Below are 26424 nucleotides of genomic sequence, written 5' to 3'. Positions count from 1 at the left end.
TACAGACGAGAAAACAGTGTTTCATAGCCTGCTCTCTGAAAATATGCTATCCCAGGGTAAACCAAGCAGGATTGTGCTTAAAGTAGAAAAAACTATTTGAAAATTTCCAGCATTGAGGAGGGATTCAGATGGTAACAACTCGTCGGGTTCCCGGACGATTTCCAGACACTGCACCCGATCCGGAAATCCGCTATGTGCGGACTGTTGATTCCCCTAATTGTACAGGCGCTTGTGGCTGGATCGCTGCTGTTAAAGACGATACTATTATAGATCTCAAACCTGCGGCAGATTATCCGGACTCAGACTACAACCCCCGCGGATGTCTGCGGGGCATGGCTTCAACTTCTTTGATTTATCATCCGGACCGGATACAAACCCCACTTATACGCGTGGGGCAACGAGGGGAAGGCCGTTGGCGGGAGGCCGGTTGGGACGAGGCGTTAGATCTTTTAGCTTCAAAATTGAAGGACATCGCAGCTAAATATGGTCCGGATTCCATCGTTTTCTTCAATCAGGTTATTGCTACCGGGAATGTGCAAAAAGGAGCTCAGGTTCGGCTGGCAAGTTTATTAGGAGCCTCCTATGCTACGGGTTACGATTATAATGGGGATATCAGCATGGGGTATACCGAAACGGTAGGTATTGATTCGCTGGAAAGTGAATCTGCCGCCTGGTCGGAGGCGAAAACTCTCATTTTGTGGGGAGCAAATGTTTTGCAGACGCGGATGCCGGATGCTAAGTTTGCTCTTAAAGTTCAGGAAAGTGGGGGCAAAGTGATCGTCATCGATCCCAGAGCAAGCCAAACAGTAAAAGGTGCCGATTTATGGCTGCCTATCGTTCCGGGCACCGATGGGATTTTGGCACTGGGGCTTGCCCGCATTATTCTGGAAAATGATTGGATTGATACTTCCTTTATTCGCTCTTTCACAGACCTGCCGTTGCTCATCCGCATGGATACGGGAGAACGTCTGCGAGCTTCCGACATAGGTATAGGCAAACCGAATGAATTTGTGGCGGTATTTGCCACAGCGCAAGCTTGTCAAAAATTAACTGAAGATTCACCCTATTCGGATCATTCCTTTTGTTTTGTTGCTGTTTCTGCAGACTCACTTGCTATAGATGGGGGAGATCAACTCGCTCTCGCTGGGACATATAAGGTAGACATTGAGGGCAAGCAAGTAGTTGTCCGCCCGGCCCTGGACCTCTTGCGCGAAAACCTCCGGCAGGAACAGTATTCCCTGAGCAATGTCGCTCGGGAAACCGGACTTGATCCTGACCGTATTTATGAACTGGCTGGTAGCTACGCCCGGAACCGACCCGCCCAAATCATCATCGGCATGGGAGTCAACCATCGATTCCACGGGGACCTTGTCATTCGTTCCATTCTCCTGTTAGGAGCCCTTACGGGAGGGTTTGGCAAACCTGGGGAAAGTGTTGATATTTATTCCGGTCAACACCACGTTCGTTTTGACATTTCTTCCTGGTGGTATCCGGACGGGAAACGTCCGAATGTTGTCCCCATGCATTACCTTGTTATGCCGGAAAAAAGCGCCACTATGAATCCTAAAATTCATCTGCCTGAAAATGGATTTCACGCTCTCTTTTTCTCCCATGCCAATATCTTTACAACCTCACACGTCAATGAGTGGCGTGGAATCCGAGAAAAATTAGAGTTCATTGTTGCTGTCGACTATATGAAAACTCCTTCGACCGAACTGGCGGACCTTGTACTTCCCGCTCCGACCTTTTGGGAAAAGCATGAACTCGTTGTCACGGGGCCACACCCTTACGTCCAAATTCAACAACCCGTTATTCCACCGCGCTTTCAGGCTAAGAGTGAATTGTGGATGATGAAAGAACTCGCCAAACGCTTAAATCCTGGATGGGAAGCCTACTTCCGGATGAGTGCGGAGGAAGTTATCGATTATTTATTAGCCAATGGCGGCCCTGTTTCTGCCGGAATTACCTTCCAAGCTCTGGCAAAAGGTCCGGTCCGTTTGAATCTGCCTTATCCGGACGTTCCGCTGGTGGAAAACATTGAGCAGAAGCTTCCTCTTCCTCCGCGAGCCTATCCTCATAAGGAAGGGATGCAGCGCGAATTTCTTAAGACCGGGCGGATGGAATTCTATAAGGAGGAAGAAACCTTTCGCAATTGCGGTGAGGCGCTTCCCGTTTATAAAGAAGCCTATAGTCACCTGAACCGGGAAGAACGAGGTTTTCCTTTGTCGCTTATGACTCCGCATGCCAAATGGCGGGTGCACTCTACCCATGTTAACAATCCCTGGCTGCAAAATCTGAACCGCAAACCGGTGGTAGAAATTCATCCGGAAGATGCTCAAGACCGGCAAATCAATGATGGCGATTTAGTTGAAATTTTTAATCTCTATGGCAGTTTTCAGCTTTGGGCACGGGTTACCCAAGGGATTCATCCCGGAGCGCTGTCCGTTGATCATGGCTGGTGGAGCCGGTATTTGGTTAAAGGGGACTATAATAACGTATTACTGCCGGAACGAGTCAAAGTCCTCCATGAAACCTATTTTCTCCCCGCCGTCTATGCCCCGGGGCAGTTATGGAAAGACCCGCGCGTCGATATAAGGAGGGTGAAGTAATGCGCCTGAGCTTATTAGTTGACCTCCAGCGCTGTATTGGCTGTGATACCTGTACCATGGCTTGCAAACAGGAAAATGGAACACCAAAAGATTTCTTTTTTGCCCGGGTTCTTAACATGGAAACGGGGGAATTTCCCCAAGTAAAGCGTTCCTATCTTCCCGTTTTGTGCAATCACTGTGCCGACGCCCCCTGCGTTAGGGCTTGCCCCAACAAATCAATCTTTAAACGCCCTGACGGAATTGTCCTCATTGACCAGGAACGATGTAATGGAACAGGAGCCTGCGTCTCAGCCTGCCCCTATGGCAACATTTATCTTCAGGCTGAAGAACGCTGGTACTTTCCTGACGATTCCCCCTATGAGAACTTCGCTAAGAGCCGCCTGGAAAACGGGAAGGCGAAAAAATGCACATATTGTGCTCATCGCCTGGATCAAGGACTCGAACCGGCTTGTGTGGTGTCCTGCCCGGCAAATGCCCGTATCTTTGGAGACCTTGATGACCCCAGTAGCAAGGTTTCCCAACATTTGCTCAGGCAAAAGAAGCAGACTCAGCGTGAGGTCTTTCGACTTCTGGAAGACTTAGGCACAGATCCTTCGACTCGGTATCTTAAACCTCTAAGTCAAATGTGCAGCGGGGGAAGGGGGAAAGAAAAATGATTTGGGCAATAATTGCCACAATCCTGACAGCCGGAATATTCCTTTACTTGGTGCTACTGTTTCTGATCTCTTCAGGCGGTTTGGCCTCTTTATCATTACCAATTCCTCTCGGCACAGCGATTAACTTGGGCCAATGGGTTAAACCTGAATCAATTGATCTCGGCGCCGCGATAATAGGCACGGTCGTTTTGGTTTTGCTCATTTTGTTCTTCCGCCGCTGGTTCCGCAATAGCGCTGCCTTAAGGCAATGGAAGTATATAAGTTCCCTGGGCCGGCGGAGAATTGCCAAAGAGATATGGACCGCTCTTTTTCAGGATACTCTCCTCCTGGCCTCTGTGCGCAAGCGTTCCCCCAAGAGGTGGCTTGTTCACAGTCTCGTGCTGTTCGGCTTTCTCTTCATGACTCTGGCTACCACCCTGGCTGCCATTCTCAATTATGCTGATGCTCCCCATGGATTTTGGTGGCCTCCGCGTATTGTCGGCAACTTAGGAGGACTGTCTTCCCTGATCGGCTTAAGTATCATGGGCTGGAGATTGGTACGTGATCCCTATGAGGATAATGGAAAAACATACCTTGCTGACCTTGCCTTTGTCTTCCTGCTTTATTTAACGATTTTAACGGGCTTTGCCACGGAATTCGTTACCTACGGCACAGGGATCACTCTTTCTCATGGCAGTTTTCTTGTGCACGTGCTGATGATCAGCGGGCTTTTTCTCACCCTGCCCTTTACGCGTTTTAACCACATTCTTTTAACGCCTTTTCTCTTGATCCTGACCAGGCTCAACCAGGCCCTCACTGCGGAGAACCAAGTACCCGGGATCTCCGCTGAACCGGCCCCGGGACGGCATCATAAAACAGAACGGCTGGCGGAAGATTGCCAAAGGCAAATCTTTCCCGGGGAAGGGGAATCTCCCGTAACTCTCCGCTACTACCCTTAAAGCCTGGGAAAGGACCGTTTGGGGGTGAAGCCACCAAAAGTTTGACCTGAGGATTTCTCGAAGAGGGCTGCCTGGGTTCATTGTCGGGGAGTTGGGGACGAGGAGGTGTAGGAGCAAGTGAGAGAACAGATCCGAAATTTACATCCTGCTTCTTTTGCGGCAGTCATGGCGACGGGAATCATTTCAATTGCTTTTAAAGGACTTGGACATAATTTTATAGCGATGTCACTCTGGGCCATAAACATAGTGCTCTATCCGGCCTTATTCTGTTTACTTGCACTCCGGATTTTACTTTATCCGGCCGCTTTGCTCAATGACCTTAAACACCCCAAGAAAGGGTTTGCCCTCTTAACATTTATTGCCGGAACGAATACTTTTGGCATGCAGCTGATTTCCTGCAACCTTGTGGGTCTGGCTAAAGTCCTCTGGTTCATCGGATTCGTCTCCTGGGTATTTTTAGTCTATTTTATAATTGTCAATTTGATTGCCTTCCGGAATGGGACGATTGCTGACGTCGTTGAGGGGGCAACACTGCTGACCATTGTAAGCACCCAGTCGGTCGCCTTGTTGGGTAGTACTTTGGCCGGTACTTTCGGCATCAATTCCGAAACAGTCTTGTTTTTGGCCTGGACTTTATGGGCTTCGGGATTCATCTTGTACTTGGTGATTATCACCCTGGTAACTTACCGCTTGGCCTTCTGTCCTTTGCACCCCCAGGATTGGACAGGGCCTTATTGGATCTGCATGGGAGCTGCGGCCATCACAACGCTGGCTGGTGCAACTATCCTGTCGAAACTGACAATATCGGCCAACTGGAAGGACCTGATTCCTTTTACCAAAGGAATTACTTTGCTGACCTGGTCAATAGGGACTTGGTGGATACCCATTTTGCTTCTTATGGATGTCTGGAAATTCAGTCGGCTAGGGGTCCTGAATAAGGTTCCCGGGTGGATAAAGGTTTTCCCCTGGTTAAGAATTGGTTTTGGCACTAAACTTAATGTTTATGAAATACCTTCTTGGGGTCGGGTTTTTCCCCTAGGAATGTACACTGTCTGCACCCTGGCTTTAATAAAAACGACAAATTTCACTTTTTTAAAGCCAATTCCAAACTATTGGGGATGGTTTGCCTTAACGATATGGGTGTTAACCTTCATTGGAGCTCTTCGCTCAATGGCTTTGTTTGCTAAAAACTCTGGTTTAGGTAATTATTTAATTTCCGGCAGCAGTGAAAGGAGTTGCAGACATTGAAAACTTTTGTCAAATGTAAAGCCTGCGGTTTTATTATGGACGCAGATCACATCAAAGACGTTTGTCCTGCCTGCGGATTACCAAAGACTGTATTTGAGCCATATACAAAAAAGATTTCTCCCAGGCGCAGATTTATTATTGATCAACATATTCATCCTATTTGTGTCCATTTCCCGCAAGTTTTTATCATAGTCATTATGGTTATGCTCTCTCTTGCCTTATGGGTAGGCAGTCCCCTGCGGGAAGAGTTTTTGGTGGCTGCCAAACTCTCTATATTAGCTTTACCTTTTTCTGTACTTCTCGGCTTTGTTACAGGACTTATTGACGGGAAACTTCGTTTTAAAAAACTGACAACACCTCTTTTGGTTAATAAAGCTAAAGCCGGTATAATACTCCTAGTATTGTCCATAGTTATTTTTAGTTTATATTTAATCAATGGTTTTACCGCAACTACAATGCTTTTGATCATAATTTTAAGTTTTTTGTCCGCCGCTTGTGGAATTTTTCTTGGGAAAACGGGTTCCGGTATGTTTAATTCTCTATTGCCTGGTTAATGTTTAATTTATTAATGTCCATATAATACCCATAGCCTCAAGCTGATACAAAAACCACCCACTGTGCGTTTTAGCTTACAGTAGGTGGCCTGTGAAAAATTTAAATATCTTGAAGTTTTAATGCCAATTCCAGTAGATTCTGATAAATCGAATACCGTTACAGCCTTAACGTTCCTTTCTCAAGAAGAGCCGGTTAGGGTTGTGCCAAAATCGACAACGTTGTCGATTTTGGCACAGCCTTTGTATGGGGTCTCACATTCCTAAGCTTGGTTACATATTCTGGAAATATGGTACTGAAACGGGCAGGCAATAATATAAATGATTTTACCTCAGATCGGATGCCGCCTGTTATTGCGGTTGAAATAAACACGCTTAAATACCGGACCGGAAAAATCCATTAACAGGAATTTAATTAATAACTGTCGAAATATTCCCTCAACAAAGAGAGGAAATTTTAGATATGAAAGAGGAATTACGCGGCCTAAATTCTTAAACGTTAGATGAATATAGTTAGTCCTCGAAGCAAGAAGGGTACTGAATGTAGGCCAAACGTTATTACTCTTAGCCATTTTATTTCTGTTAGATCCATCGGTTCTATCTTCAATAAAATCAGTTTACTATTATGTAAAATTAGGAGTTTAATGCATAAATAATAATACTATGGAGCTTACCAAAGAGAAGAATTTGCAACAGATTATGGTTGAAAAGGAAATAGAGAATGCGCTAGGGAATGACTAAATATCTGGCGTCATTCCGTTAAGTACTAACGGATATTCTTAATAAGCAGAGAGGTAAAAAGGTGGGTGTTGCATGCTAATAAAATTCGAATCGGAAAAAGGGCTATTTAAAATTCTCTATAAATTCTTTTCCCTTGTAACTTTTATTTTGGCTGTTTCGGCATTCTTTAATATAGAAAACTGGCTTCTTCGTATTTTTGTGCAAGGGGGTCTTGGCTTCATGATGATATTTATGGGTTTGGATACTATTTCGCGGAGAAAAGAAGAAGGTATATTGGGTTATTTGACTATTGGAGCAGGAGCTTTGGCATTTTTAGTTATGATTAATACCATTGTCGTTGCTTTTAAAATAGGTGTTTTTTGAATTAGAACGTATTCAAAGGTACTGTATGAAAGGATACTTGTTAAGCCCTATAGGCTATTTATTCCTAGGAATTTGCAAAGAGGAAATTCAAAAAGAATGATTTTTAGAGGTGATGATATTGCCGGGGAATTGTCAGGTGATTGGCCTCTTGCCTATAAGTGCTGACCCCAATATCTTTTCTTCAGCTCTGGATATTCATCTTGTATTAGATGCGAAGACCTTCCTTTTAAATATTGAGGAAAAGCGTTTATGCTGGGGCAAAATCAATTGTAAGTATTTGTCCCTTGTAATAAACTTATACAACCTTTATATTGTAAATTAAGTAGGTTATTGTTTCAAGAAGTTAAGGGCGGCGCAAGTCGCCCATTTTTTAAAATTGAAAGGACGGTTTTTGAGGGGCATGAAAAAACAATTAAAAAAGGTTCTGTCGTTTGTACAGAGTTTTGCAGGCACAGCTTGTATTCTTGTCCTTATCTGTTTTACTACCGCTGCCGTGGCGTTGGGTGCTAGTCCGGGGGGTGCAGGGAACACCTTACCGTTAGGGGATGTAAACGTTGAGCATCAAGTCATAGTTGAGATGAACAAGATGGCGAACAATTACATAATTGCCGATGGAATAGGGGATAAGGAACCGATCACACACAAAAAGATCACGGAATTGAAGGCCAGAATAGTTGGTCAAAACACGGTCAATCGCGGAATGCTTGTAGACATTTTGGATCGTTGGGAAGTCGGAGACTTCTACGGGATCGACCAGGATCGCAACTCGCTACTGACTATGATTGATGGCACGGTTGACACAGGCATAAATGCGGCGGATATCGTTTCAGACGATAAACTTCCGGCGTGGCATAGAGGCGTTAGGCCGATAACCGATTTGAACGTCGTAATTCAACAGAAAGAACAGCAGCGTAAAGCGGATTTAGATGAATACAACGCGCAGCACGGCACAAACATTCCCTTCGAACCAACGACGCAAAAAGCGCCATAATGAACAGGCGAAGAAATGCCCGCCACCCACAGAACTAGAGACCGGTGAAATCGTTGGGAGATATCAGTGGCATTCCCAGAGTTCTTGATGCCGGTCAATGTAATGATTCCTATTCCTTAGCGGTTATTGTTTTAAAATTAAAAGAAGTCTTTAGTCTGGATGACGTCAGGGCAACTATCACATGTTTCATGAGTATTCTTTGCTAAATTGCTTTTCTCCGGTCAGATTCGCTTCAGAAGCTTTCCTTCATTCCTATAAAAGTTTTCTTTATCTTTATACATTCGCTGGTCAGCTAGGGACAGAATTGTTTCAATATCTTTTCCTTCATTAGAAGTAGCAAAGCCTAAACTTAGGTTTAGTACGGCAGATTTTTCAGCAGTGGGAATCGTATTTTTGCTTTTTATCCTATTTTCAATCATTTTTAATACGGATATTTGGTTGGAGGTAAGAATTAAAAATTCGTCACCTCCAAAACGAAATACTAAATCAGTATTCCTGACACTATTTTGGATAATTGTCGCAGCCCTAATAATGATCCGATCGCCTTCTTCATGTCCGAAATGATCATTAATATATTTTAAGCCGCTTATGTCAAGGAAAACAATGCCATAAGGTTTGGACTCGGCAATATAACTGTGAATAATTTCATTGAAAAGATTACGGTTGTATAAGCCCGTAAGGGAATCTATTTCGGCAATGTTCTTTAGTCTTTCTAAGCTTTGTTCTCTTTCCGTGACATTCTTGGTAATAATCATTGCTCCGGTTAATTTGTCTTGTATATTCACCGGAGCAATGACATTTTCAATAAACTTGTCTTGAATTCTAATGACGTTATGCCACTCTTTATTCGTGAATTGATTCAGTTTTGTCAGGAGCTTATCTTTGTTTTCCTTTTTATGACAGGATAGAATGTTGTTGTCAGGAGAGTTATAGTCCCATCCCAGTAATTCAGCTGCTAATTGATTGAAGTAAATAATGTTGCCAGTATTATCTACAAGAGTTAAACCAATCTTTAATTCGGAAAGAATCGTATCCATAATCTCATAAGGGATGGTGTTTCTAGTCATAATGCCTCCATAAGATCAAATTTAGTATTATTTTAACATGAATGTTTACTTTCAAATATAGGCAGAACAGATGATAAGACATAATTTCAGAACTTAAACTATTTATCCGCTGACTAATCTGCTCTAAGACTCCCGCTTCAGCAAGCGGTGAGTTAAGAGCGGCTAAGTCCCTGGATAAGTGCGACTAAGATTCAGATGGAGTTAAAACTCCACCTGAATCAAGTCTTCTTTATTGGCGATAATATTTCCCCGCAATGCGTCGTACTATACTGATAAAAGAAAAACCGTAATCAGGCCTAAAGTGATTACGGTTTGCTTATGTATATTTGTGCTTAAGATAAATAAAGGGATATGGCCCCTAATAAGAGAATAAATAGTAGTATATTCCGGAGGGGAGAGGGGTCTATGCTGTTACTTGTGCCCGGTCTAATCTTGGGAATCTTCGGCATAATACTTTCGTTTCTTTGGCACGAATCTAATCTGATCATGAACATACTGTTTGTTATAGGACTTATCCCAGTTATAATTTCAGGTTTCATGACCGGAGCATACGTGAGTGGTAATAGGGTTAGAGCAAATTATACCGATTCAGAAGAATTTCAGGCACGTATGGGTGTGTCAAACAAATTATTTCTATTGGGGATGCCTTTCTTATTAGCGGCAATAGTTGTTCACTTAATTACTTGAAGTCAGCTGATTTATCTTAATTACATGATCCACAAAGATTTCTTCAGCACTAATTTTACGGGGAATTATAAAGGAGGGTGAAAGATGCCTCAGGAAAGCTATGATTTAAAACGCAGGGCAAAGGAGCAATTAAGTGGTTATTGGCCTCAGGCAATTATTGTATGTTTTCTTACCTGGTTACTGACAATGGCCATCAAAGGGGAAGGACCGATTCATTTGGCCCGAGATATTTATCTCAATGGGAACGTAGCAAATATACCTCCGGTAAACCCTTTTAGCAGCGTTGATCATTTTATTAAGTTTATTTTGATTGGGCAGGGGGATTGGGGCGATTTGCTCAGTTTTCTTTTGATGGGTCCCTTAACCCTTGGAGTATCGGGTTTCTTTCTTAAGTTGATCAGGAATGAAGGCCCCGGCATTGAAGATCTGGGTGAGGGCTTTAAAGCGTTCCTAAAATCTTTTATCCTGAATCTCCTGATTACGGTTTTCACAACTTTATGGAGTTTACTTCTGGTTATCCCAGGCATAATAGCCGCTTACCGCTATTCTATGGCCTACTACATAATGATGGATAACTCCCAGTTAAGCGCCTTGGAAGCATTAAAACAAAGTAAATATATGATGGTTGGGCATAAATTTGAACTATTTGTACTTCAACTTAGTTTTTTAGGTTGGTTTTTATTAGGAGTATTAACTCTTGGTTTGGCATTACTTTGGGCCAATCCCTACTATGAAGCAGCGAAAGCTAACTTTTACCAAGACTTAAAAGCAACTCTAATTCCGGTTTAGGCGATGAGTCAGACTAAACAAGTCTGTTACAATCGTTGTAATTTGAAACATAAAACTAAACATGATATGATTGAAACATTATAACCAAAACTATTTGACTAATACTAAAATAAGCCATTCTTTTGATTAACAATCACTTAAAGTATGGCTAGCGTCTATAAATGTATTTATTTAAGATATTAAAGCCAGTAAAAAATGTCAAGTGTCGGCTTCATCTGCCGGAGTTCTGAAGGGTGTTGCCAATGCAAGCAGAAATAAATACCGGATATCGCAAAAGTTGAATTTGGGAAATCTTCTATCTGGAGAAAAGACAGCTTCGGGCGACAGAGGTATCCCAAAAACTAGGGACTAAGTAAAAGCTTAAGGTTTGGAAATATGCTTTTGGAAGGAATATTAACTTGAATAAAACGAAGAAGCAAGGTCATTTGATTAAAGAAGTATATCCGGATTCTATCGCTGAAGAAATGGAAATTGAAGCGGGAGATCTTCTGCTGACAATTAACAATGAGGAGATAGAAGATGTATTTGATTTCAGGTATTTAATCAAGGATGAATATATTGAAGTATTAATCAAAAAGCCGGATGGCGAAGAATGGCTGCTTGAGATTGAAAAAGATTATGATGACGATTTAGGAATCGAGTTCGACAACAGCCTGATGAGTAATTATCGTTCCTGCAGCAATAAATGTATATTTTGTTTTATTGACCAGATGCCGCCCGGTATGAGGGAAACGCTTTATTTCAAAGATGATGATTCAAGACTGTCCTTTTTGCAGGGAAATTATATAACCTTGACCAATATGCAGCAAAAGGATATCGACAGGATTATCCGGTTTCATCTTGCTCCGATTAATATATCGATACAGACTACAAATCCCGAACTCCGCTCTAAAATGCTTCATAACAGATTCGCCGGTAATAAGCTGAAGTATCTGGATGCACTGTATGCAGGCCACATTGAAATGAACGGACAGATTGTATTATGTAAAAATGTTAACGATGGCAGTGAGCTGGAACGAACAATCGAAGATCTGTCAAAATATCTTCCTTTTATGCGCAGTATTTCTGTGGTTCCGGCCGGAATTACAAAGTACCGTGAGGGTTTGTATCCGCTTGCATTGTTTAACAAGCAGGAGGCCGGAGAGATTATCGATATGATCGAAAGCAGGCAGAATGAGTTTTACGACAAATATGGTCTTCATTTTATTCATGCCAGTGACGAATGGTATATTACTGCGGAAAGAGATTTTCCGGAAGAAGAACGATATGACGGCTATATCCAGCTCGAAAATGGTGTTGGCATGATGAGAAATCTCATAGATGAGTTTAATGCGGCGCTGGAGCGGGTTAAGAAAAACATAAAGCGCAAGAAAGTTAAAAATAACATTTCCAGAACCCTCACCATGGCTACGGGGAAGCTCACTTACCTAACTATAAAAGGCTTTGCGGCTCGGATTATGGAGCTTTTTCCGGGAATAACAATAAATGTCTGCTGCATCCGAAATGATTTTTTCGGAGAGACAATAACAGTATCAGGGCTTATTACAGGGCAGGATCTGATAAAACAGTTACGGGGAAAAAAGGATAATGGTGAATATCTTGGTGATGTATTGCTGATACCGTCTAATATGCTGAGGATGGGAGAACAGATATTTCTGGATGATATTACGGTAAGTGATGTGGAAAAAGAGCTTGAAATAAAGGTGGTTGAGGTGGAATCAGGCGGTAAGGAATTTGTTAATGCGCTCATAAAGGATGATTATTGGATGCATAGGAACAATGAAAAGTTTGTTTATATAAAAGCTTATAAGTAAATATCCATCCGCATGATCTTTTAATGCCCGGCTACTGAGTAGGCTGGAGCTTCAAGCAGCTCATTTGGGAGGGACCCGGCGGTGTGCCTGGAAAGAAACCTCAGTTCCAGCCAGGCATCTGCTGAGGCAAAGCGCGCAATTTACTGAAACGGTGCATTCGGTGCTGGATGAAATTGCCGCCACAGAGAACATTACTTATCTCTTTACAACCAAGATCTGTCCAAACTGCCGGACGGAAAAGTCAATTCTGGATGGATCCGGCGTTAATTACCATGTTGTCAATGCGAAGAAAAACAAGGTGCTTGTGTTATGTGCATTTTTTATTGCTTGAAGCAGGGCAAAAAGAATGGAGTAGGATTACGCAATGTCATTAAGTTAAACCAAAATCCGCCAGTGAAAAAGGTACCCTGCCCATTTTTTAAAGAAAGGGCGGGGTACCTTTTTTCAGCATGTTAGGGTGAAAAATCATGGGAATTATTACTTGTATAGTGTAATCTGCTATAATTATTGAGAACGATAAACGGGAATTTGAATTATTCATTATTTATATAATGGGAAACTGAAAAACTAAAGAGTAGCCATCTGTTATTACTATAATATGTGTCAAGATGAAAAAACATACGGTTTCCAAACTTGGGGTGTGAAGTGAAAACAAGAACGAAAGGGGCGTTAATGTTGAAAAGACTTTTTATTGGGCTTGGAGGTATAGGATGTGAAGTTATTAAAAATAATGTTCTGTCAAATTTTATTTGTAACGACTATTATTTCTTACTTAATAACGATACAATGATAAAAGAATATGCAGCCTTTTTTGAAGAGTCTAACGCATCTTTTAATAATGTTTTTACATTTGATTTGTCGCTTAATTTGCGTACAATAAATCCATTTGATTTTGATGATATGAAAACATATTTTGATACTCAAACATATAGTTTAATTAGGGATGGCATTAATTATGGCGCAAGCTCTATTCGTGCAATTGGAAGATTACAGTTTGAATATTTCATTAGAAAAGAATACTTAAGAAATACATTTAACAAAATAATTACTCAAAATGATAAGATTTCCATTGTGATTGTTTCGTCATTATATGGTGGATTTGGGTCAGCGTGTATTTTACCTCTTGCTATTAAGATTAAATCGCTGCTACTTGATTTAGGAGTATTAGACGAAGCCATTGAAGTCAGTATTATAGGTATTACAACACAGGCACATCAACATGTTTTTTCGCAAACAATAATGAAATATTATAAGGCTAATGCTTATGCAACGGCAAAGGAAATTTACGATGTAATGCATCTATCAACTATGTCTTTCCAACCCAATATCCCAGAACTTTACGAAATTAGGAAGACTCAAAAACACATTAAGCAATTTCTTGCTGTAGAGCAAAAAACAAATAATCGTTCTAACTCAATAATTACTGACGTTGCAAAGTTGCTTTGCTATGATACAAGAAAATATACTGATTTTCTTAATGAAAATGAATTAAAACAAGCAGATATACTTTTGGATGATAATTATAAAAATTGCTATTATAGTGTAACAAACCAGCTACATATTGATATACGTTGGGAAAATGAAAAGGTATTAAATAGAAAAACGAATTATAAAGTTTTCCTATCATATTGTAGTTTTGATAATGATTTGGCTGATATTATTGATGAATTTATGAGTAAATATGAAAACATAAAAGTGTCAAGGTTTACCCGTGATGTTGGCTATAAAGGTAGTTTTAAAGAATTTATGGGAAGTTTAAATCAACATGATCATGTTGTAATGTTGATCAGTGACAAATATTTGAAATCAACTGCATGTATGTATGAAGTCGGTGAATTATTAAACAATAAAGACTTCAAAAATAAAATTATTTTTATAGTGCTTTCTCCTGGTGATGAGGAGTTTTACAAGAAAAAGTTGATTGAAAGTAATATTGCAAAAGTGTATGACCCAATGAATAGAACTGATTATATTCTGTACTGGGAAACTGAATATAAGAAGATATATGATCGTATTAAATTGATTGAAAGTGAAAGTGCTAAAATTGAATTGTTACAAACCCTGCGTGAGATAAGAAAAATTATTGACCAAGATATAAGCCCATTTCTGAAATACATTTCTGATGCACGTGGAAAATCTTTTAATGAGATGTATAAAACGAATTTTTCGGACATATTGAGAGAAATTGAAATGGATAAAGTATAAATTGTATTTGTTCACATTATATCCATATAATGTGCCATAAGTAAATGTTTTTAACGTCTCATTATGAGCATAACCCGAAGCTGGTGTCACAGCAAAAAGTGTTAAGCTGCAATCCGACTAGATTGCAGCTTAACTTAATGACATTGGTAAATTACGTTTCTTGTTTATGCTCTAAAATAAAACTGCGGGCTTTTAATAGTCCGCAGTTGGCGTATGAATGAGTTCTGCGACTAACCAAGTTGCACAATAAAAATTGTACATTCCCGCTTACTCCAGAACTTAAGTTCACCTTTCGTCCCGATTCACGGTAACCGATGATTATGTATTCATAATCATCAACCCCCCAACTATTATACCCCCCAGTACTGCTGAGCAATCCTCTGTCCTTGATCTATTTTTGCCCATTGCTCTTCCTCCGTCAGTTCATTGCCGCCGTCGCAGGACGCGAAACCACACTGGTGAGAGAGAAGTAGTCTGTTCTTGTCGATAATCTTTGACGCTTCGTCAAGTAGCCTGATAACACGGGTTTCATCGTCGAGCGTGCTTGTTTTTGATGACAACAAACCCAATACAATCTCGGTGTTCGGTTTGTCCTTAAAAACGCTAAGTGCATCAAGCGATCCCGCCCGTTCGTCGTCCCATTCAAGGAAAAAGCGGTCGTATTTTAATTGTTTCAAAAACAGGTGCGCAATCTTAACGTACGAGCCGCCGCCCATATTGCGCGAATCATAGTTGCCGCGGCAGTTGTGCGTCCACATTTTCAGACCAAGACTATGCCCGAAGTCAATCAATGTGTTGTTGATGTCGATAAACTCGACGGCAAGAGCTTTGACTTCTTCCTGATTGATATTCTCGCCTGTGTACGGGGAATTTGGGTTATCATCCGCAAAAATCTCCCACAGACAATCATCAAATTGCAGTATTTTTCCTCCGGTGGCGGCGTATTCCTCAACAAACTCCTTGTACGCCTTAACCAGACCCGCTTTTAATTCCTGTGGACTTTTGTAAACCGAGTCTTTGCCGCCGATGTTATCTGACCAAGATAGTTCACCAAAGATATGTGATGGCGACGGAACGCACAATTTCGTTTCGCGGTCGCCCGAGATGGGCTTCAGTCTTTTAAAGGCCTTAATAAAGTGATGGCTTTTGCCGCTGAGTTCGGCGGTGATTCGCAAACCAATGTCTTTGCGCGTTTCGTATTTCGTGGTTCCGTCCTTGTCACGGAAGAAGTAGCCGTGTTCAGCGATGTAGCGGCTGACGCCGCCGAGTCCCCATACGAAGTCCAAATGCCATATAGACTTGGAATACTCGCCGTCGGTAATAACCGTCAACCCGTGTTCGATTTGTTTCGCGACAACAGCTTTTGTTGCCTCAGCTTCGCACTGCTCATAGCCCTCAAAGTCTTGGTAGAACGGGTAGATGATGTCATCGCGGTGTTCGATTTGCCCCTTGTATTTTAATAAAGCTGCCGGGCGTAACAGACTGCCTACTGTTTGGAACTTTTTGCTCATCGGAAATCCCTCCTTGATTAGATGTGGCTTTAGTGTAAATCGATTGTACTATGCAAGGAGGGCTTATGGGTAACGCTAAAAATATATGCGGAGCTATAGCCAACGACTATAACTTATTTTCAAGGTCAACGCCATATTCGGCAACAACAGCTTTTAACTCTTCCAGGTACATTGCCGCTTGCCATGTCAGCTGAATATCTTTGTGCGAAATCCAGCCAACTTCGATTGCATCGTCAACACGGAGCGGTACGGCAGTGATATTGTCGCCGTTTAAATCCGCGCTCACAATTCCCGTAGAAATTGTATAGCCGTTAAGCCCTATCATAAGATTGAAGATAGTTGCCCTGTCGCCGACGCGAATGTCTTTTTTGGCGTATTCCGTGCTGAGTATTTCTTCCGAAAAATAGAAGGAGTTGTAATCGCCCTGTTCAAACGACAAACGTGGGTAATCAGCTAAGTCTTCAAGGGTAACGTGGTTTTTCTTAGCGAGGGGATTTGCGGTGCTTATGAAAACGTGCGGTTTGGCGGTAAACAGCGGATGGAAGGTCAGATTGTTTTTGTGGAGCAGTTTTTCTATCACCTGGCGGTTAAAATTGTTCATATAAAGTATGCCGAGTTCGCTGCGTAGATTTTTAACATCTTCGACAATCTCAAAAGTCTTTGCTTCGCGAAAAGTATACTCGTATTCTTCCGCATCTGTTTTCTTTACCATATTTACAAAAGCGTTCACAGCGAAAGCATAGTGCTGGGTCGATATAGAACATAACCGTCGCGATGGTTTCTTGTTCAGCCAGCGTTGTTCTAAAAAGCTAGCCTGTTCAACGACTTGACGAGCGTAACCCAAAAACTCCGCACCGTCAGAAGTTAGCGATATGCCTCTCGGAGTTCGGGTGAAAAGTTCAAGGCCAATTTCCGCTTCCAAGTCGCGAAGGGCGTTTGAAAGGCTCGGTTGGGCAATAAACAGGCGTTCGGCGGCTTTGTTGATGGAGCCGCAGTTCACGGTTTCGATAAAATATTTAAGTTGTTGTAATGTCATCGTGCTTTCCTCCCTGTAGAGTTAAGGTTCCATGATTTTTCCAATCATTATAAACAAAACCGGAAGTCATAATTTGACCTGAGCTGTCGATTTTATAAATAACACTAAACCGCCGGCGCGCAGTGGTTTCCGTGATCTTTCCTGATGGTTTTTACTGAACTCAACCGCAATGAGTCGGTTCTTTTTTTGCTCTCCTTATGCATTATAAAGAAGATGCTATCAAAATATCAAATTCTATGTTGGGAAAACTGACTCTTGGAGTTAGCCGATGAGTGACTAAACCGGCTTGTTACAAGCGTTGTAATTTGAAACATAAAACTAAACATGATATGATTGGAATATTATTGAGGAAACGGTGATAAGTTTTGGATAAGATCTCCTTAGATAAAGAAATAATTCTCGATGCTACAGAAGAGGTCATTCGCCGTTTCGGACCAGACAAAGCGAATATCTCTGACGTGGCCAAATCATTAAAAGTCAGCCACGCTGCCATTTATAGATATTACAATGGAAAAACAGCCCTCTGGAATGCCGTTACAGAACGCTGGCTCGCACGTTTGCATGCTCCCTATAATCACATCTTAAATGAAGATATGCCGGCGGATGTTAAGCTTTACCATTTACTTGAGAATTTTGCGGAAGCTAAGCGTCTCAGCGCGATCAACGACCCGGAAATGTTTGCCCATTACATCAAACTAGCCCACAGCTCAATGGAAGTAATAGAAAAGGTCAAAGAAGATGGGATTAATAAAATTGAAAAGGTTATACGGCAAGGGATTGCAGAAGGTATTTTTTTTACGGAATCTTCCCCTCAAGTGGCCAAATCAGTATATCTGGCAACCAGTGTATTTATCCACCCAGACTCCTTCGCAGATCCCGACAGAAAGAAAAACATAGATTCCGTTGTCAATCTTCTGCTAAGCGGGCTTAAAAATTCCAACAAATGAATCCTGAAGATAAAAATATGGCCGCCTTATTGGCGGCCATATTTTAAAAAAGTGCCTATACACAGTCCGGGTGAGAGGAGCCTAATACGCCGGTGTTCAGTCCCGGAAATAATGACCTTCTTCGAGATCCGAGATCAATGACGAATGCACCGGCTGCCAGCCCAAGCGTTCTTGAGTCAGCGCACTCGACGTTGGGTTGTCGGTTGACGCAAAGGAACCAAGAAAGCCGAAGTGGGTGTCCGTTTTTTCAGCGGAAATGCTGAGCACCGGCAGGTTCAGGTGGCGTCCGATAACGTGGGCGATGTCACGGACCGGCACACCCTCATCACCGACCCCGTGCAGCAGAGATCCCGCTGGAGCGCCTTCCAAAGCCAAGCGAAACAAGCGCGCCGCATCGAGGTAATGTACGGCCGGCCAGCGGTTGGCCCCGTCACCGCTGTAGGCCGAGACGCCTTTGTCACGAGCAATAGTGATCAACACTGAAACGAAACCGGCTTTGGTTTCGCCATGTACGGTAGGTGCCAGACGGACGACCGCTGAGCGCACCCCGCGCTCAGCCAGCGCGATAGCCGCGTTCTCCGCTGCGCCCCGGGGCACCGAGGCGTTGACCCTGTCTTTCTCCGTCCCGAGTTGTCCTGGCGGGAGCACGAAGGTGAGCATCAATGTCCCCGAGGTGATGACGAAGGGTTTGCCGCTCCCCTCCAGCACTGCCCCCATGGCCTCGACAGCGCGCAGATCGGCTGTGACCGCTCCGGAGTAGTCTGAGAACATGATGTCGTGTTTAAACGCTAGATGAATGACGCCGTCCGCCGCAGCGGCACCGCGGCGAAGGCTGTCCAGGTCGTCGAGGGAGCCGCGGTGCACCTCAGCCCCTGCAACCTTTAGGGCGGCGGCAGATTTGTCCGAACGGGCAAGGCCGACAACTTGATGCCCGGCCCCGATGAGTTCGCGGACAACGGCGGAACCTATGAATCCTGTCGCGCCTGTTACGAAAACGCGCATGATAATATCCTCCTTCTCATGGTAAGACGAAAAGTGATTGCTAAATTGAGACTTTCCAGCCGCCCAATGCGGGCTGACGCACAGTTTTATTTATTATTCGTTTTGAGTCCATGGTTCGTATTTATTTTGTCAAGGACTCTCCGGCAGCAAAGGCCTGTTTTAATAATTCATCCGACGGTTCAAAGCCAGGTGACCTTGTGCCCGAACAAAGAAGGCTGTCAACAAGCTCCCAACCATAGTGGGAGAAGGCGCCATTAAGAGATTGGATGGTGGATCGATACGCATCTTTGTCCTCATTTCCTTGCGAGAAGACCGTAACTGCTTTTTTTCCCGGATAACGGGCCTGGAATGGAAAGCGTGTCCCTGCTACCATCGGATACATTCTGTTAATCCACAGCGTTGCTTGTCCTGAGATGTTCTGGTTATAGATGGGTGAGCCGAAGATTATTCCGTCGGCTTTCTTTATGTCTTCATACATCGGCTGTAGGTAATCTTTCGTAGCGCAGCCCTCATGACTTCTGCAATAAAAACAGCCTTGGCATCCCCTGACTCTGTCATCATTAAGGTCATAGATTTTCACTTCAGCGCCTTTGGCCTGAGCTCCTTTAATGACTTCCTCAATTAGTTTGGAGGTAACCCCGTTTTTTCTCGGGCTACCAAGGAAAGCTATAACTTTACTCATTTAAGACCCTGCCTTTCCCAAAAACTTAAGGTATTTAAACTCAAGGTATTTAATTGAAAGAAAGATTATATCCAGATAGTTCCTCCTTGGACACAGACTGTATAATGAGAGTTACCAGTTACATTTATTGAAATACGTAACTTGTAAAATAAATTATAGTACGTCTCGTTGCAAATTACAATATCTAAGGTATTACCGGTTTAATTTTCTAGTGCCTGTCGGGGTATGGAATTCCTCAGCCACATTAGGGCTGATTTCTGGAACTTGAGTTCAAGCATCTCCTTGAATTGACTATGCTTGAGTACCCACGTTTTTTGGATAATCGAGAAAAGCGTTGGTTGGGAAGCTATAAGTCTTCCTGCCAACGCTTTTTTCAGAGCAGGGTCTAAGCTGCATAAGCGCTTAACTGCTTGCGCTCTGGTAATGCTTTAGCCCGAACTGCCAAAACCACAGCGCCAATGCGGTAAAGGCTGCCACCGTTAAGACCGCGAGCAAAACGCCGGGTAAGGTGATGCTTTGGGTTAGAAATTGGCTTGGGATCGTTGACATGATGCCATAGGGGAGCAAAAAGTAAAACAGGATTTTGAATATCCCTTTGTACAACACGCCCGGGACCTTGAAATTTAGTTCCAGAAGCTGACCTTCCATCTTCATGATGCCCTGCGCGGAAATCACCAGGAAAGGGACGGAACGCAATATCAATTCCAGGTCGTACCAAAGCAGTGTCATCAAAAGAACCAAGGCGGCATAGCCAAGCCCAACGGTAAAAGAAACCTTAAGGCCGGTAACTGAGACACCATAGCAAACAATCAAAACGCTCATCACAACCAGTGGTACAGAGCCGACGTTTATTTTTTCAAAGGTGAGACGCAATAGCGGGTTGACGGGCTTCGTGAGATATTGGTCGAGGTCGCCCCGCTTGATTTTTTCGGGAATATCGACCACGCCAAAAAAGTAGATCAGCATGTTCAAGGCGTTGATAATTGAGAATGTACCGACGAAAATAATCATTTGCCCACGGTTCCAGCCGCCGATAGTATCCACCTGAGAATAAATTGTCTCAAAGGCCAGCAGCTGAACGATAAACAGGATACCGTCATTGATGAAAGCGGCAAAGAAATCGGCCCGGTACATCATCATACGGCTGAATTTGTAGTTCAGAAGCAGCCAGATAAAACGCAGATTTTTTCTCATATGCCCACCCCGTCATACTGAACTCTGAGTTTGTGATAAATAAAGTGGTTGAGCGCAAGCAGTCCACCTGTCCAGCAAGCAAGCGTAATAACCCCGGTCAAAGCTTCTTCGCCACTTTGCCCGGTTAATAGCATAGCCGGCAGATAGGTCACATAATAAAATGGGAACATGCGCATGGCCGTTATACTCCACTCAGGCAAGAGGGCCAAGGGAATAAGGGCCCCTGTCAGAAAGGCAGTCAGGTTGTTTGCGGCATGGAGAAAAGTGCTGACGCTAAGAAATTTGAAGGCGAGCATCCCCAGTAGGTGGTGAAAGCACATCATACACAGAAGCCCCAGCAGGATCATAACAATGGCCAGGAAAATCTGCTTGATATCGCTGGTCAATATGATGTTTATAGGCAACAGCAGCGCGCAAATGACTGCGGCAAGGCAACTGAATCCAAGCTGAAAAGCCGCTTCGCCCGCCGTCCTAAAACTGAAAAATCCCAAGGGATTCAGGGGCGTTACCATATACTTGGTAAAACCGCCATCCCTGATCAAATAAGAAACTTCTCCGCTGATTTGGCCGGACAGGTCAAGCGAGGTCAGGAAAGAGCTGACGAGGTAATAGGATAGCATAGCCTGAAAGGTAAACCCGCTCACGAGTGCTTTGCCGCTGAAGATCGCGTTCCACAAAATCCAAGCTGCCACGATGCGGCTGATCGTGGCGAACATTGTCATGGCGACATCGAAGCGCCAGACAATCTGCATTTTAAAGCTCAGACGGAAGACTTCAAAGTATTTTCTCATGATTGCACCCCATTGCCGTTTTGATAGATTTTTTCGACCACCAGACCAATATCTTCTTCCTCAACGGAAATATCCTTGAGCCGATACTCCTTCATGATCCGCTCAAGAATTGTTCCGGTTTTCTCTTTAGGTATCATAAACAAAGCTTTATGAGAGTTCTTCTCAAGGATGGTGCAATGCGGCGGAGCAACAAACTCGCTTGCACTCTCAAACTGGATGGTTACTTTTTTCTGGGTCTGATAGGAGGCAAAGAGGGCAGCTGTTTCACCGTCATAAATCTTACAGCCGTTGTTGACGACGATACTGCGCGGACAAAGGCTGCGAACATCCTCCATATAGTGAGAGGTCAGCAAAATCGTTGTCCCCTTGCGGCTGTTTACTTCCTGCAAAAAGGCGCGGATTTGTCTTTGTGCCGGGGCATCCAGCCCGATAGTCGGCTCGTCGAGGAATAGCACTTTGGGATCATGTAAGAGAGCGGTGACAAGTTCCATCTTCAGGCGTTCACCAAGCGAAAGCGTCCGCACCTGCATATTCAGGTATTCTTCGGCGTCAAACAGGTCGGTAAACAAGGCAAGATTGCGCCGGTAGACCGCCTCCGGTATCTCATACATCTCTTTGAACAGAAGGAATGTATCGGCTGCGGTCATATCGTAAATGAGCTGACTTTTTTGCCCCATCACAACGGCATATTGCTTCTTGAAGGCGTTTGCCAGCTTGTTCGGGTAATGACCCAGCACAGAGATCTCCCCGCTCGTGGGAGCAATGATGCCGGTGAGCATCTTGACAAGAGTGGTCTTGCCCGCGCCATTAGGCCCAATCAGTCCGACAAACTCCCCCTGCTCAACGGTAAGGTCAAAATCGGATACAGCGGTTTTGCTGACAAACTTTCGGTTGAAAAGGCTTTTTAGGCTGCCTTTCAGGCCCGCTTCTTTTGCAAAGCGTTTGTATTCTTTAGATAATCTATGTGTTTGAATAATATAATTCAAGGCGAGTCCTCCTCAAAATGAAATAGCCCGCCAAAGACAGACTACACCAAAAAAGTGCAGAATGCTCCTGCGGGCCAAAGTCTCAAGATATGAAAACAGCGTGACAAGCACTCCTTGCCACGCCTCATCTAGCGCACGGTTTGAAGCAGTCTGTCAGGTAGTGTCTTTCCAAGGAACAACAAATAAACGGGAGTTACCCGCAATCCTATCCCTTGGCAACTCTAATTTAGTTGACTCTCACCATAACAGACGGAACCGACATCAAGACACCTCATCTTTCGGATAATACGCTTTTAGTATAGCACTGTAACATTATTTGTCAATTTAAATCAGGGGGCAACCTAAGGAAAGGTCCAAGTCATTCCCTGAACTAATATGTTGTATTTGAAGTAGCGCTTAAACCGATATTGAAAAAAGTATTTTATTGATTTATAATTAGGATATTATGAAGTTAAAACTTTTCGGAAGTAATAGTGTACGTTAACCACTTGAAATACGTTTGAGTGGTTTTTTTGTTTTTTATTTTTAACACTTAAGGGAGGATTTAAATGAGTAAGTTATTATTAAAAAACATCGACCATATTTTTACATTTAACGACAGAGACGAGATATTTCAAAAAACAGATCTTCTGATTGAAGGATCTAAGATTGAGAGGATAGGGAAAGAGCTTGCCGCATCTGAAGAAACCGAAGTGATCGATTGTACCGGCTTAGTTGCTTTGCCTGGCTTTGTTAATACTCACCACCATTTATATCAGACCATGTTTCGAGGGATCAAGGAGGTGCAGGAGAAACCTCTTTTCCCATGGCTTATCGGACTCTATGAATTTTGGAAGCATCTAACCCCGGAAGCGGTGTACTACAGTGCTTTGGTAGGTTTCAGCGAATTATTGAGAACAGGTTGCACATTAACATCCGACCACCATTATGTTTTCCCCAACAATCAGCCGGGAACCTTGATAGACGATCAAATTAAAGCAGCTAAGGATATTGGAATAAGATTTCATGCAACGCGAGGTTCTATGTCCCTTGGCAAGGATCAGGGAGGGCTTCCTCCCATGACTGTCATCCAGACTGAGAGCCAGATATTGGAGGACAGTGACAGGCTGATCTCCCAATACCATGACGCAAGTGACTTCTCCATGCTCAGAATAGCTCTTGCACCGTGTTCCCCTTTTTCAGTGACCAAAAAGCTCATGACTGAAACTAAAGAACTTGCCCGAAAAAGAGGCGTCATGATGCACACTCATCTTGCCGAAACCATGGATGAGGAGGCTTTTTGCCTAAGTAAGTTTGGCAGAAGACCGTATGAATTGATGGAAGAATTGGAGTGGCTGGGACCGGATGTCTGGTTTGCCCACGGCATATATTTCAATGATAACGAAGTGGTTAACCTCAAAGGTTCGGGGATCGCTCATTGTCCTTCTTCCAATATGAAGTTGAACAGCGGGATATGCAGAACATCGGACATTGTTAAATCCGGGGGAAAGCTGAGTATTGCAGTCGATGGAAGCGCGAGTAATGATGGCTCTAATATGTGGGAAGAAGTGAGAAGGGCCTATCTTTTGAATCACCTCAAATATGGAACAGAAGGTCTCAATGCCTACGAAATCTTAAAAGTTGCAACACGCGGCGGAGCCGATGTCCTGGGACGCAAGGATACGGGAAGGCTTGACACGGGAAAAGCGGCAGACATCATTCTTTTTGATCTCAATGGCATTGAGTATGCGGGATGTCATGATCCTCTGGTGTCCCTGGTATGTTTGGGAAACTCAAGTCTGACCAAAATGACGATTGTGAACGGCAAAATAATTGTTAAAGATGGAGTTCTTTTAACCCTGGATTCCCAGGAAGTAGGGAAGACTGCTCATAAAATTGCCAGTGATATCGTAGAATACCATCGGAAAAACGTAAGCTAGACGGCAGCGAACCAAATCACCTGCTGCTGCGCCTTGCTAAGGTCAAGAAGCCACTTTGCTAAGCACTGAGCCTTTACAAATTGCCGGATAAAGCATCGCTTATACCCAGTGTTGAATGAAGCCCCTGAGCCATAAGCTGCCGATTCCAGGAGGCCATTTGCTGGGGAGAATACTTCATGTCGTTTTCCAGCCACCAGGTCAGCACGCTTACAAGCCAACCGGCAAACCACGAACTGATGACCTCGGGTGGTATATCCATCTTTTTGGAGGCCATGAGTTGCAGGATCAGCGGCGACTCACGTTTTTTATAAAGTTCCGCTATCGAGTTAATCATGTGTGCTTTAAACCAGTTGCTGCCCCGACTGCCAAGCATGGCCCGGTATAAGCGGTCATACCTGGCAAAGTGCTCAAATAGCTTTGTCCAGCCCGATTCAAAAGCGCTGTCGAGTTTGATGAAGGTCTCTATATCCTCAGCCGGCGGACCAAACTCGTTGAGCATCGTGTCGACTGTCTCCTGAAATATGCTCTCGACCAGGGCGTATTTATCCTGATAATGTCTATAGAAGGTGGCCCGATTGACCATTGCCCGTTCGGCAATATCCCCCACTGTGACCGCATCGAAACCCTTCTCGTTAATCAAATCGATCAGAGCATCCCTTAAGATTGAACGAGTATATCTCACCCGTAAATCGGTGTGTTTGGGCATCAATAGTTCCTCCTTGTCTCATTATGCAACACATTGCTGTTTTTGTTGATTGTTTTAAGTATAATTCGCCCTTACACTATTATCAAACATCAGGAGTAAGGGGAGGCAGTAATGATGAGCAGACAGGAAGGCAATGAAAAAATCAGTCCCACAGCCAGGTATGTGGCGCATATCAGAACGTATACCGACATCCCGTATGCCAAAGAGATAGCGGAGGAGAGCCAGGCGGAGAGAGACTTTCAAGCACTGGCAGGCGAGAGCGCTGAGTCAGTAATCCAGCTCACCCCCATCTGGGAGGCGCGCTACAAGGCAACCAACCGGATTATTGCCCAGCGCCGGATCACACAAGTTTTGGAGCTTGCCGCCGGCCTTTCACCCCGTGGCCTTGCCCTGACGGAAAATCCCGGCGTTGTTTATGTAGCCACTGATTTGCCTCAGATTTTAGCGCAGATAAAGACGCTTGCCGGGGTAATATTGGCAAAGCTGCCCAGCCAACGTCCTAACCTCTATTTCCGGGTTGTCAATGCCCTTGAGCGGGATGAGCTGTTGCAGGCAGCCTCGCCTTTTCAGTCCGGCAGGCCCATTGCTGTCATCACTGAGGGTTTGCTTTCCTACCTTACCCGGGCGGAGAAAGAAACTCTGGCGGCGAATATCCATGCTCTGCTTAAAGAATATGGCGGAATATGGATTACCCCGGATGTGAGCAGCAAACAGTCTTGGCAGCGTATTGCCCAAGACGACGAGAACTGCGTGCAGCAACGGATCAGAAATATATCCGGCGCCACCGGCAGTGACATTGAAAACAATACTTTTGTGGACGAAGATGATATGCGGCAATTTTTCAGCAAGGCAGGATTTGCTATCGAGGAATATCCCCATACAAGTGTTATAGATGAGTTGACTTCAATCGCTTCTCTGAACCTCAACCGCGAAAGAGTGCTTAAGCTATTGCGAGTGACCAAAACATTGATTTTAACCGCCTGATTTCGAT

General features: G+C 43.7%; 23 protein-coding genes and 2 pseudogenes. 15 read left to right on the top strand and 10 right to left on the bottom strand.

Annotation, left to right across the window (positions count from 1 at the left end):
• Window positions 1–128 precede the first annotated feature (128 nt).
• The 6 genes from REC12_RS12050 (at window position 129) to REC12_RS12025 (ending at window position 7106) form a co-directional block, all read left to right on the top strand.
• Window positions 129–2609 (top strand): molybdopterin-containing oxidoreductase family protein, encoded by a 2481-nt coding sequence (locus REC12_RS12050; protein WP_308894730.1) that lies wholly within the window; start codon window positions 129–131, stop codon window positions 2607–2609.
• Complete coding sequence (locus REC12_RS12045; protein ID WP_308894728.1) at window positions 2609–3265, top strand: 4Fe-4S dicluster domain-containing protein; 657 nt, start codon at window positions 2609–2611, stop codon at window positions 3263–3265. The genes REC12_RS12050 and REC12_RS12045 overlap by 1 nt, the downstream gene beginning before the upstream one ends.
• The gene (locus REC12_RS12040) at window positions 3262–4203 is read left to right on the top strand and encodes a hypothetical protein (protein WP_308894727.1); all 942 of its coding nucleotides are present in this window, start codon (window positions 3262–3264) and stop codon (window positions 4201–4203) included. Before REC12_RS12045 ends, REC12_RS12040 begins: the two co-directional genes overlap by 4 nt.
• A 117-nt stretch (window positions 4204–4320) precedes the next feature.
• Window positions 4321–5451 carry a tellurite resistance/C4-dicarboxylate transporter family protein gene (locus tag REC12_RS12035; RefSeq protein WP_308894725.1) on the top strand — a complete coding sequence of 377 codons (1131 nt, stop codon included), beginning with the start codon at window positions 4321–4323 and terminating at the stop codon, window positions 5449–5451.
• A complete protein-coding gene (locus REC12_RS12030) occupies window positions 5448–6005 on the top strand; it encodes a rubredoxin-like domain-containing protein (protein ID WP_308894723.1) in 558 nt (185 codons plus the stop codon). Before REC12_RS12035 ends, REC12_RS12030 begins: the two co-directional genes overlap by 4 nt.
• Window positions 6006–6815: 810 nt before the next feature.
• The gene (locus REC12_RS12025; protein WP_308894722.1) at window positions 6816–7106 is read left to right on the top strand and encodes a hypothetical protein; all 291 of its coding nucleotides are present in this window, start codon (window positions 6816–6818) and stop codon (window positions 7104–7106) included.
• A gap of 155 nt (window positions 7107–7261) precedes the next feature.
• Here REC12_RS12025 and REC12_RS26495 read toward each other — a convergent pair.
• Window positions 7262–7360: pseudogene (locus tag REC12_RS26495) on the bottom strand (transposase); the annotation flags it as partial.
• A 146-nt stretch (window positions 7361–7506) separates the two neighbouring features.
• On the opposite strand from REC12_RS26495, the gene REC12_RS12020 reads away from it, so the two are divergent.
• Both REC12_RS12020 and REC12_RS12015 read left to right on the top strand, forming a co-directional pair.
• On the top strand, window positions 7507–8097 hold the full coding sequence (locus REC12_RS12020; protein ID WP_308894721.1) for a DUF6241 domain-containing protein: 591 nt from the start codon (window positions 7507–7509) through the stop codon (window positions 8095–8097).
• A gap of 50 nt (window positions 8098–8147) precedes the next feature.
• Window positions 8148–8264, top strand: a pseudogene (locus tag REC12_RS12015) (hypothetical protein); the annotation flags it as partial.
• A 54-nt stretch (window positions 8265–8318) separates the two neighbouring features.
• Here REC12_RS12015 and REC12_RS12010 read toward each other — a convergent pair.
• The gene (locus REC12_RS12010; protein ID WP_308894720.1) at window positions 8319–9134 is read right to left on the bottom strand and encodes a diguanylate cyclase; all 816 of its coding nucleotides are present in this window, start codon (window positions 9132–9134) and stop codon (window positions 8319–8321) included.
• A gap of 435 nt (window positions 9135–9569) precedes the next feature.
• Between REC12_RS12010 and REC12_RS12005 the strand changes: the two genes are divergently transcribed.
• The 4 genes from REC12_RS12005 to REC12_RS11990 all read left to right on the top strand — a co-directional run bounded on the left by REC12_RS12005 (window position 9570) and on the right by REC12_RS11990 (window position 14659).
• Complete coding sequence (locus REC12_RS12005) at window positions 9570–9851, top strand: DUF5316 family protein (RefSeq protein WP_308894718.1); 282 nt, start codon at window positions 9570–9572, stop codon at window positions 9849–9851.
• 84 nt (window positions 9852–9935) lie between these two features.
• On the top strand, window positions 9936–10640 hold the full coding sequence (locus tag REC12_RS12000; RefSeq protein WP_308894715.1) for a DUF975 family protein: 705 nt from the start codon (window positions 9936–9938) through the stop codon (window positions 10638–10640).
• 398 nt (window positions 10641–11038) lie between these two features.
• Complete coding sequence (locus REC12_RS11995) at window positions 11039–12454, top strand: DUF512 domain-containing protein (protein ID WP_308894713.1); 1416 nt, start codon at window positions 11039–11041, stop codon at window positions 12452–12454.
• A gap of 645 nt (window positions 12455–13099) precedes the next feature.
• Entirely contained in the window at window positions 13100–14659 is a 1560-nt protein-coding gene (locus tag REC12_RS11990) for a TIR domain-containing protein (RefSeq protein WP_308894712.1), read from the top strand.
• 350 nt (window positions 14660–15009) lie between these two features.
• On the opposite strand, the gene REC12_RS11985 is transcribed toward REC12_RS11990, so the two are convergent.
• Together REC12_RS11985 and REC12_RS11980 are read right to left on the bottom strand one after the other, a co-directional pair.
• Window positions 15010–16170: a cobalamin-independent methionine synthase II family protein gene (locus tag REC12_RS11985; RefSeq protein ID WP_308894711.1), complete on the bottom strand. Its 1161-nt coding sequence runs from the start codon at window positions 16168–16170 to the stop codon at window positions 15010–15012.
• A gap of 106 nt (window positions 16171–16276) precedes the next feature.
• On the bottom strand, window positions 16277–17206 hold the full coding sequence (locus tag REC12_RS11980; protein ID WP_308894709.1) for a LysR family transcriptional regulator: 930 nt from the start codon (window positions 17204–17206) through the stop codon (window positions 16277–16279).
• 365 nt (window positions 17207–17571) lie between these two features.
• Here REC12_RS11980 and REC12_RS11975 point away from each other — a divergent pair, with 365 nt between their 5' ends.
• Entirely contained in the window at window positions 17572–18153 is a 582-nt protein-coding gene (locus REC12_RS11975; protein ID WP_308894708.1) for a TetR/AcrR family transcriptional regulator, read from the top strand.
• A 96-nt stretch (window positions 18154–18249) separates the two neighbouring features.
• Here REC12_RS11975 and REC12_RS11970 read toward each other — a convergent pair whose 3' ends face one another.
• The 5 genes from REC12_RS11970 to REC12_RS11950 form a co-directional block, all read right to left on the bottom strand.
• Window positions 18250–19155: an SDR family oxidoreductase gene (locus tag REC12_RS11970; RefSeq protein ID WP_308894707.1), complete on the bottom strand. Its 906-nt coding sequence runs from the start codon at window positions 19153–19155 to the stop codon at window positions 18250–18252.
• 121 nt (window positions 19156–19276) lie between these two features.
• Entirely contained in the window at window positions 19277–19837 is a 561-nt protein-coding gene (locus REC12_RS11965; protein ID WP_308894706.1) for a flavodoxin family protein, read from the bottom strand.
• Window positions 19838–20239: 402 nt separating this feature from the next.
• Complete coding sequence (locus REC12_RS11960; RefSeq protein ID WP_308894704.1) at window positions 20240–21031, bottom strand: ABC transporter permease; 792 nt, start codon at window positions 21029–21031, stop codon at window positions 20240–20242.
• Window positions 21028–21822, bottom strand: a complete 795-nt coding sequence (locus REC12_RS11955) for an ABC transporter permease (protein WP_308894703.1) — start codon at window positions 21820–21822, stop codon at window positions 21028–21030. Before REC12_RS11955 ends, REC12_RS11960 begins: the two co-directional genes overlap by 4 nt.
• On the bottom strand, window positions 21819–22808 hold the full coding sequence (locus REC12_RS11950; protein ID WP_308894702.1) for an ABC transporter ATP-binding protein: 990 nt from the start codon (window positions 22806–22808) through the stop codon (window positions 21819–21821). Before REC12_RS11950 ends, REC12_RS11955 begins: the two co-directional genes overlap by 4 nt.
• A gap of 548 nt (window positions 22809–23356) precedes the next feature.
• On the opposite strand from REC12_RS11950, the gene REC12_RS11945 reads away from it, so the two are divergent.
• Window positions 23357–24727, top strand: coding sequence for an 8-oxoguanine deaminase (locus REC12_RS11945; RefSeq protein WP_308894698.1), 1371 nt, complete (start codon window positions 23357–23359; stop codon window positions 24725–24727).
• 73 nt (window positions 24728–24800) lie between these two features.
• Here REC12_RS11945 and REC12_RS11940 read toward each other — a convergent pair whose 3' ends face one another.
• Window positions 24801–25433: a TetR/AcrR family transcriptional regulator gene (locus REC12_RS11940; RefSeq protein ID WP_308894696.1), complete on the bottom strand. Its 633-nt coding sequence runs from the start codon at window positions 25431–25433 to the stop codon at window positions 24801–24803.
• Between the two features lie 111 nt (window positions 25434–25544).
• On the opposite strand from REC12_RS11940, the gene REC12_RS11935 reads away from it, so the two are divergent.
• Complete coding sequence (locus tag REC12_RS11935; RefSeq protein WP_308894694.1) at window positions 25545–26417, top strand: class I SAM-dependent methyltransferase; 873 nt, start codon at window positions 25545–25547, stop codon at window positions 26415–26417.
• Window positions 26418–26424 lie beyond the last annotated feature (7 nt).

Origin of the sequence: Candidatus Desulfosporosinus nitrosoreducens, from assembly GCF_030954495.1 — a bacterium.
GTDB lineage: Bacteria > Bacillota > Desulfitobacteriia > Desulfitobacteriales > Desulfitobacteriaceae > Desulfosporosinus > Desulfosporosinus nitrosoreducens.
The sequence above is the reverse complement of the archived record's forward strand: the minus strand, read 5'-3'. Positions and strand labels throughout refer to the sequence as shown.

Bases quoted from the DNA above. Each gene is read 5' to 3' on its own strand.
- REC12_RS12000 (WP_308894715.1), top strand. From the start codon at position 9,936: ATGCCTCAGGAAAGCTATGATTTAAAACGCAGGGCAAAGGAGCAATTA.
- REC12_RS12045 (WP_308894728.1), top strand. From the start codon at position 2,609: ATGCGCCTGAGCTTATTAGTTGACCTCCAGCGCTGTATTGGCTGTGAT.
- REC12_RS11955 (WP_308894703.1), bottom strand. From the start codon at position 21,822: ATGAGAAAATACTTTGAAGTCTTCCGTCTGAGCTTTAAAATGCAGATT.
- REC12_RS11940 (WP_308894696.1), bottom strand. From the start codon at position 25,433: ATGCCCAAACACACCGATTTACGGGTGAGATATACTCGTTCAATCTTA.
- REC12_RS12010 (WP_308894720.1), bottom strand. From the start codon at position 9,134: ATGGATACGATTCTTTCCGAATTAAAGATTGGTTTAACTCTTGTAGAT.
- REC12_RS11965 (WP_308894706.1), bottom strand. From the start codon at position 19,837: ATGAGTAAAGTTATAGCTTTCCTTGGTAGCCCGAGAAAAAACGGGGTT.
- REC12_RS12005 (WP_308894718.1), top strand. From the start codon at position 9,570: ATGCTGTTACTTGTGCCCGGTCTAATCTTGGGAATCTTCGGCATAATA.
- REC12_RS12050 (WP_308894730.1), top strand. From the start codon at position 129: ATGGTAACAACTCGTCGGGTTCCCGGACGATTTCCAGACACTGCACCC.
- REC12_RS11980 (WP_308894709.1), bottom strand. From the start codon at position 17,206: ATGACATTACAACAACTTAAATATTTTATCGAAACCGTGAACTGCGGC.
- REC12_RS11945 (WP_308894698.1), top strand. From the start codon at position 23,357: ATGAGTAAGTTATTATTAAAAAACATCGACCATATTTTTACATTTAAC.
- REC12_RS12025 (WP_308894722.1), top strand. From the start codon at position 6,816: ATGCTAATAAAATTCGAATCGGAAAAAGGGCTATTTAAAATTCTCTAT.
- REC12_RS12020 (WP_308894721.1), top strand. From the start codon at position 7,507: ATGAAAAAACAATTAAAAAAGGTTCTGTCGTTTGTACAGAGTTTTGCA.
- REC12_RS12040 (WP_308894727.1), top strand. From the start codon at position 3,262: ATGATTTGGGCAATAATTGCCACAATCCTGACAGCCGGAATATTCCTT.
- REC12_RS11970 (WP_308894707.1), bottom strand. From the start codon at position 19,155: ATGCGCGTTTTCGTAACAGGCGCGACAGGATTCATAGGTTCCGCCGTT.
- REC12_RS11935 (WP_308894694.1), top strand. From the start codon at position 25,545: ATGATGAGCAGACAGGAAGGCAATGAAAAAATCAGTCCCACAGCCAGG.
- REC12_RS11985 (WP_308894711.1), bottom strand. From the start codon at position 16,170: ATGAGCAAAAAGTTCCAAACAGTAGGCAGTCTGTTACGCCCGGCAGCT.
- REC12_RS11960 (WP_308894704.1), bottom strand. From the start codon at position 21,031: ATGAGAAAAAATCTGCGTTTTATCTGGCTGCTTCTGAACTACAAATTC.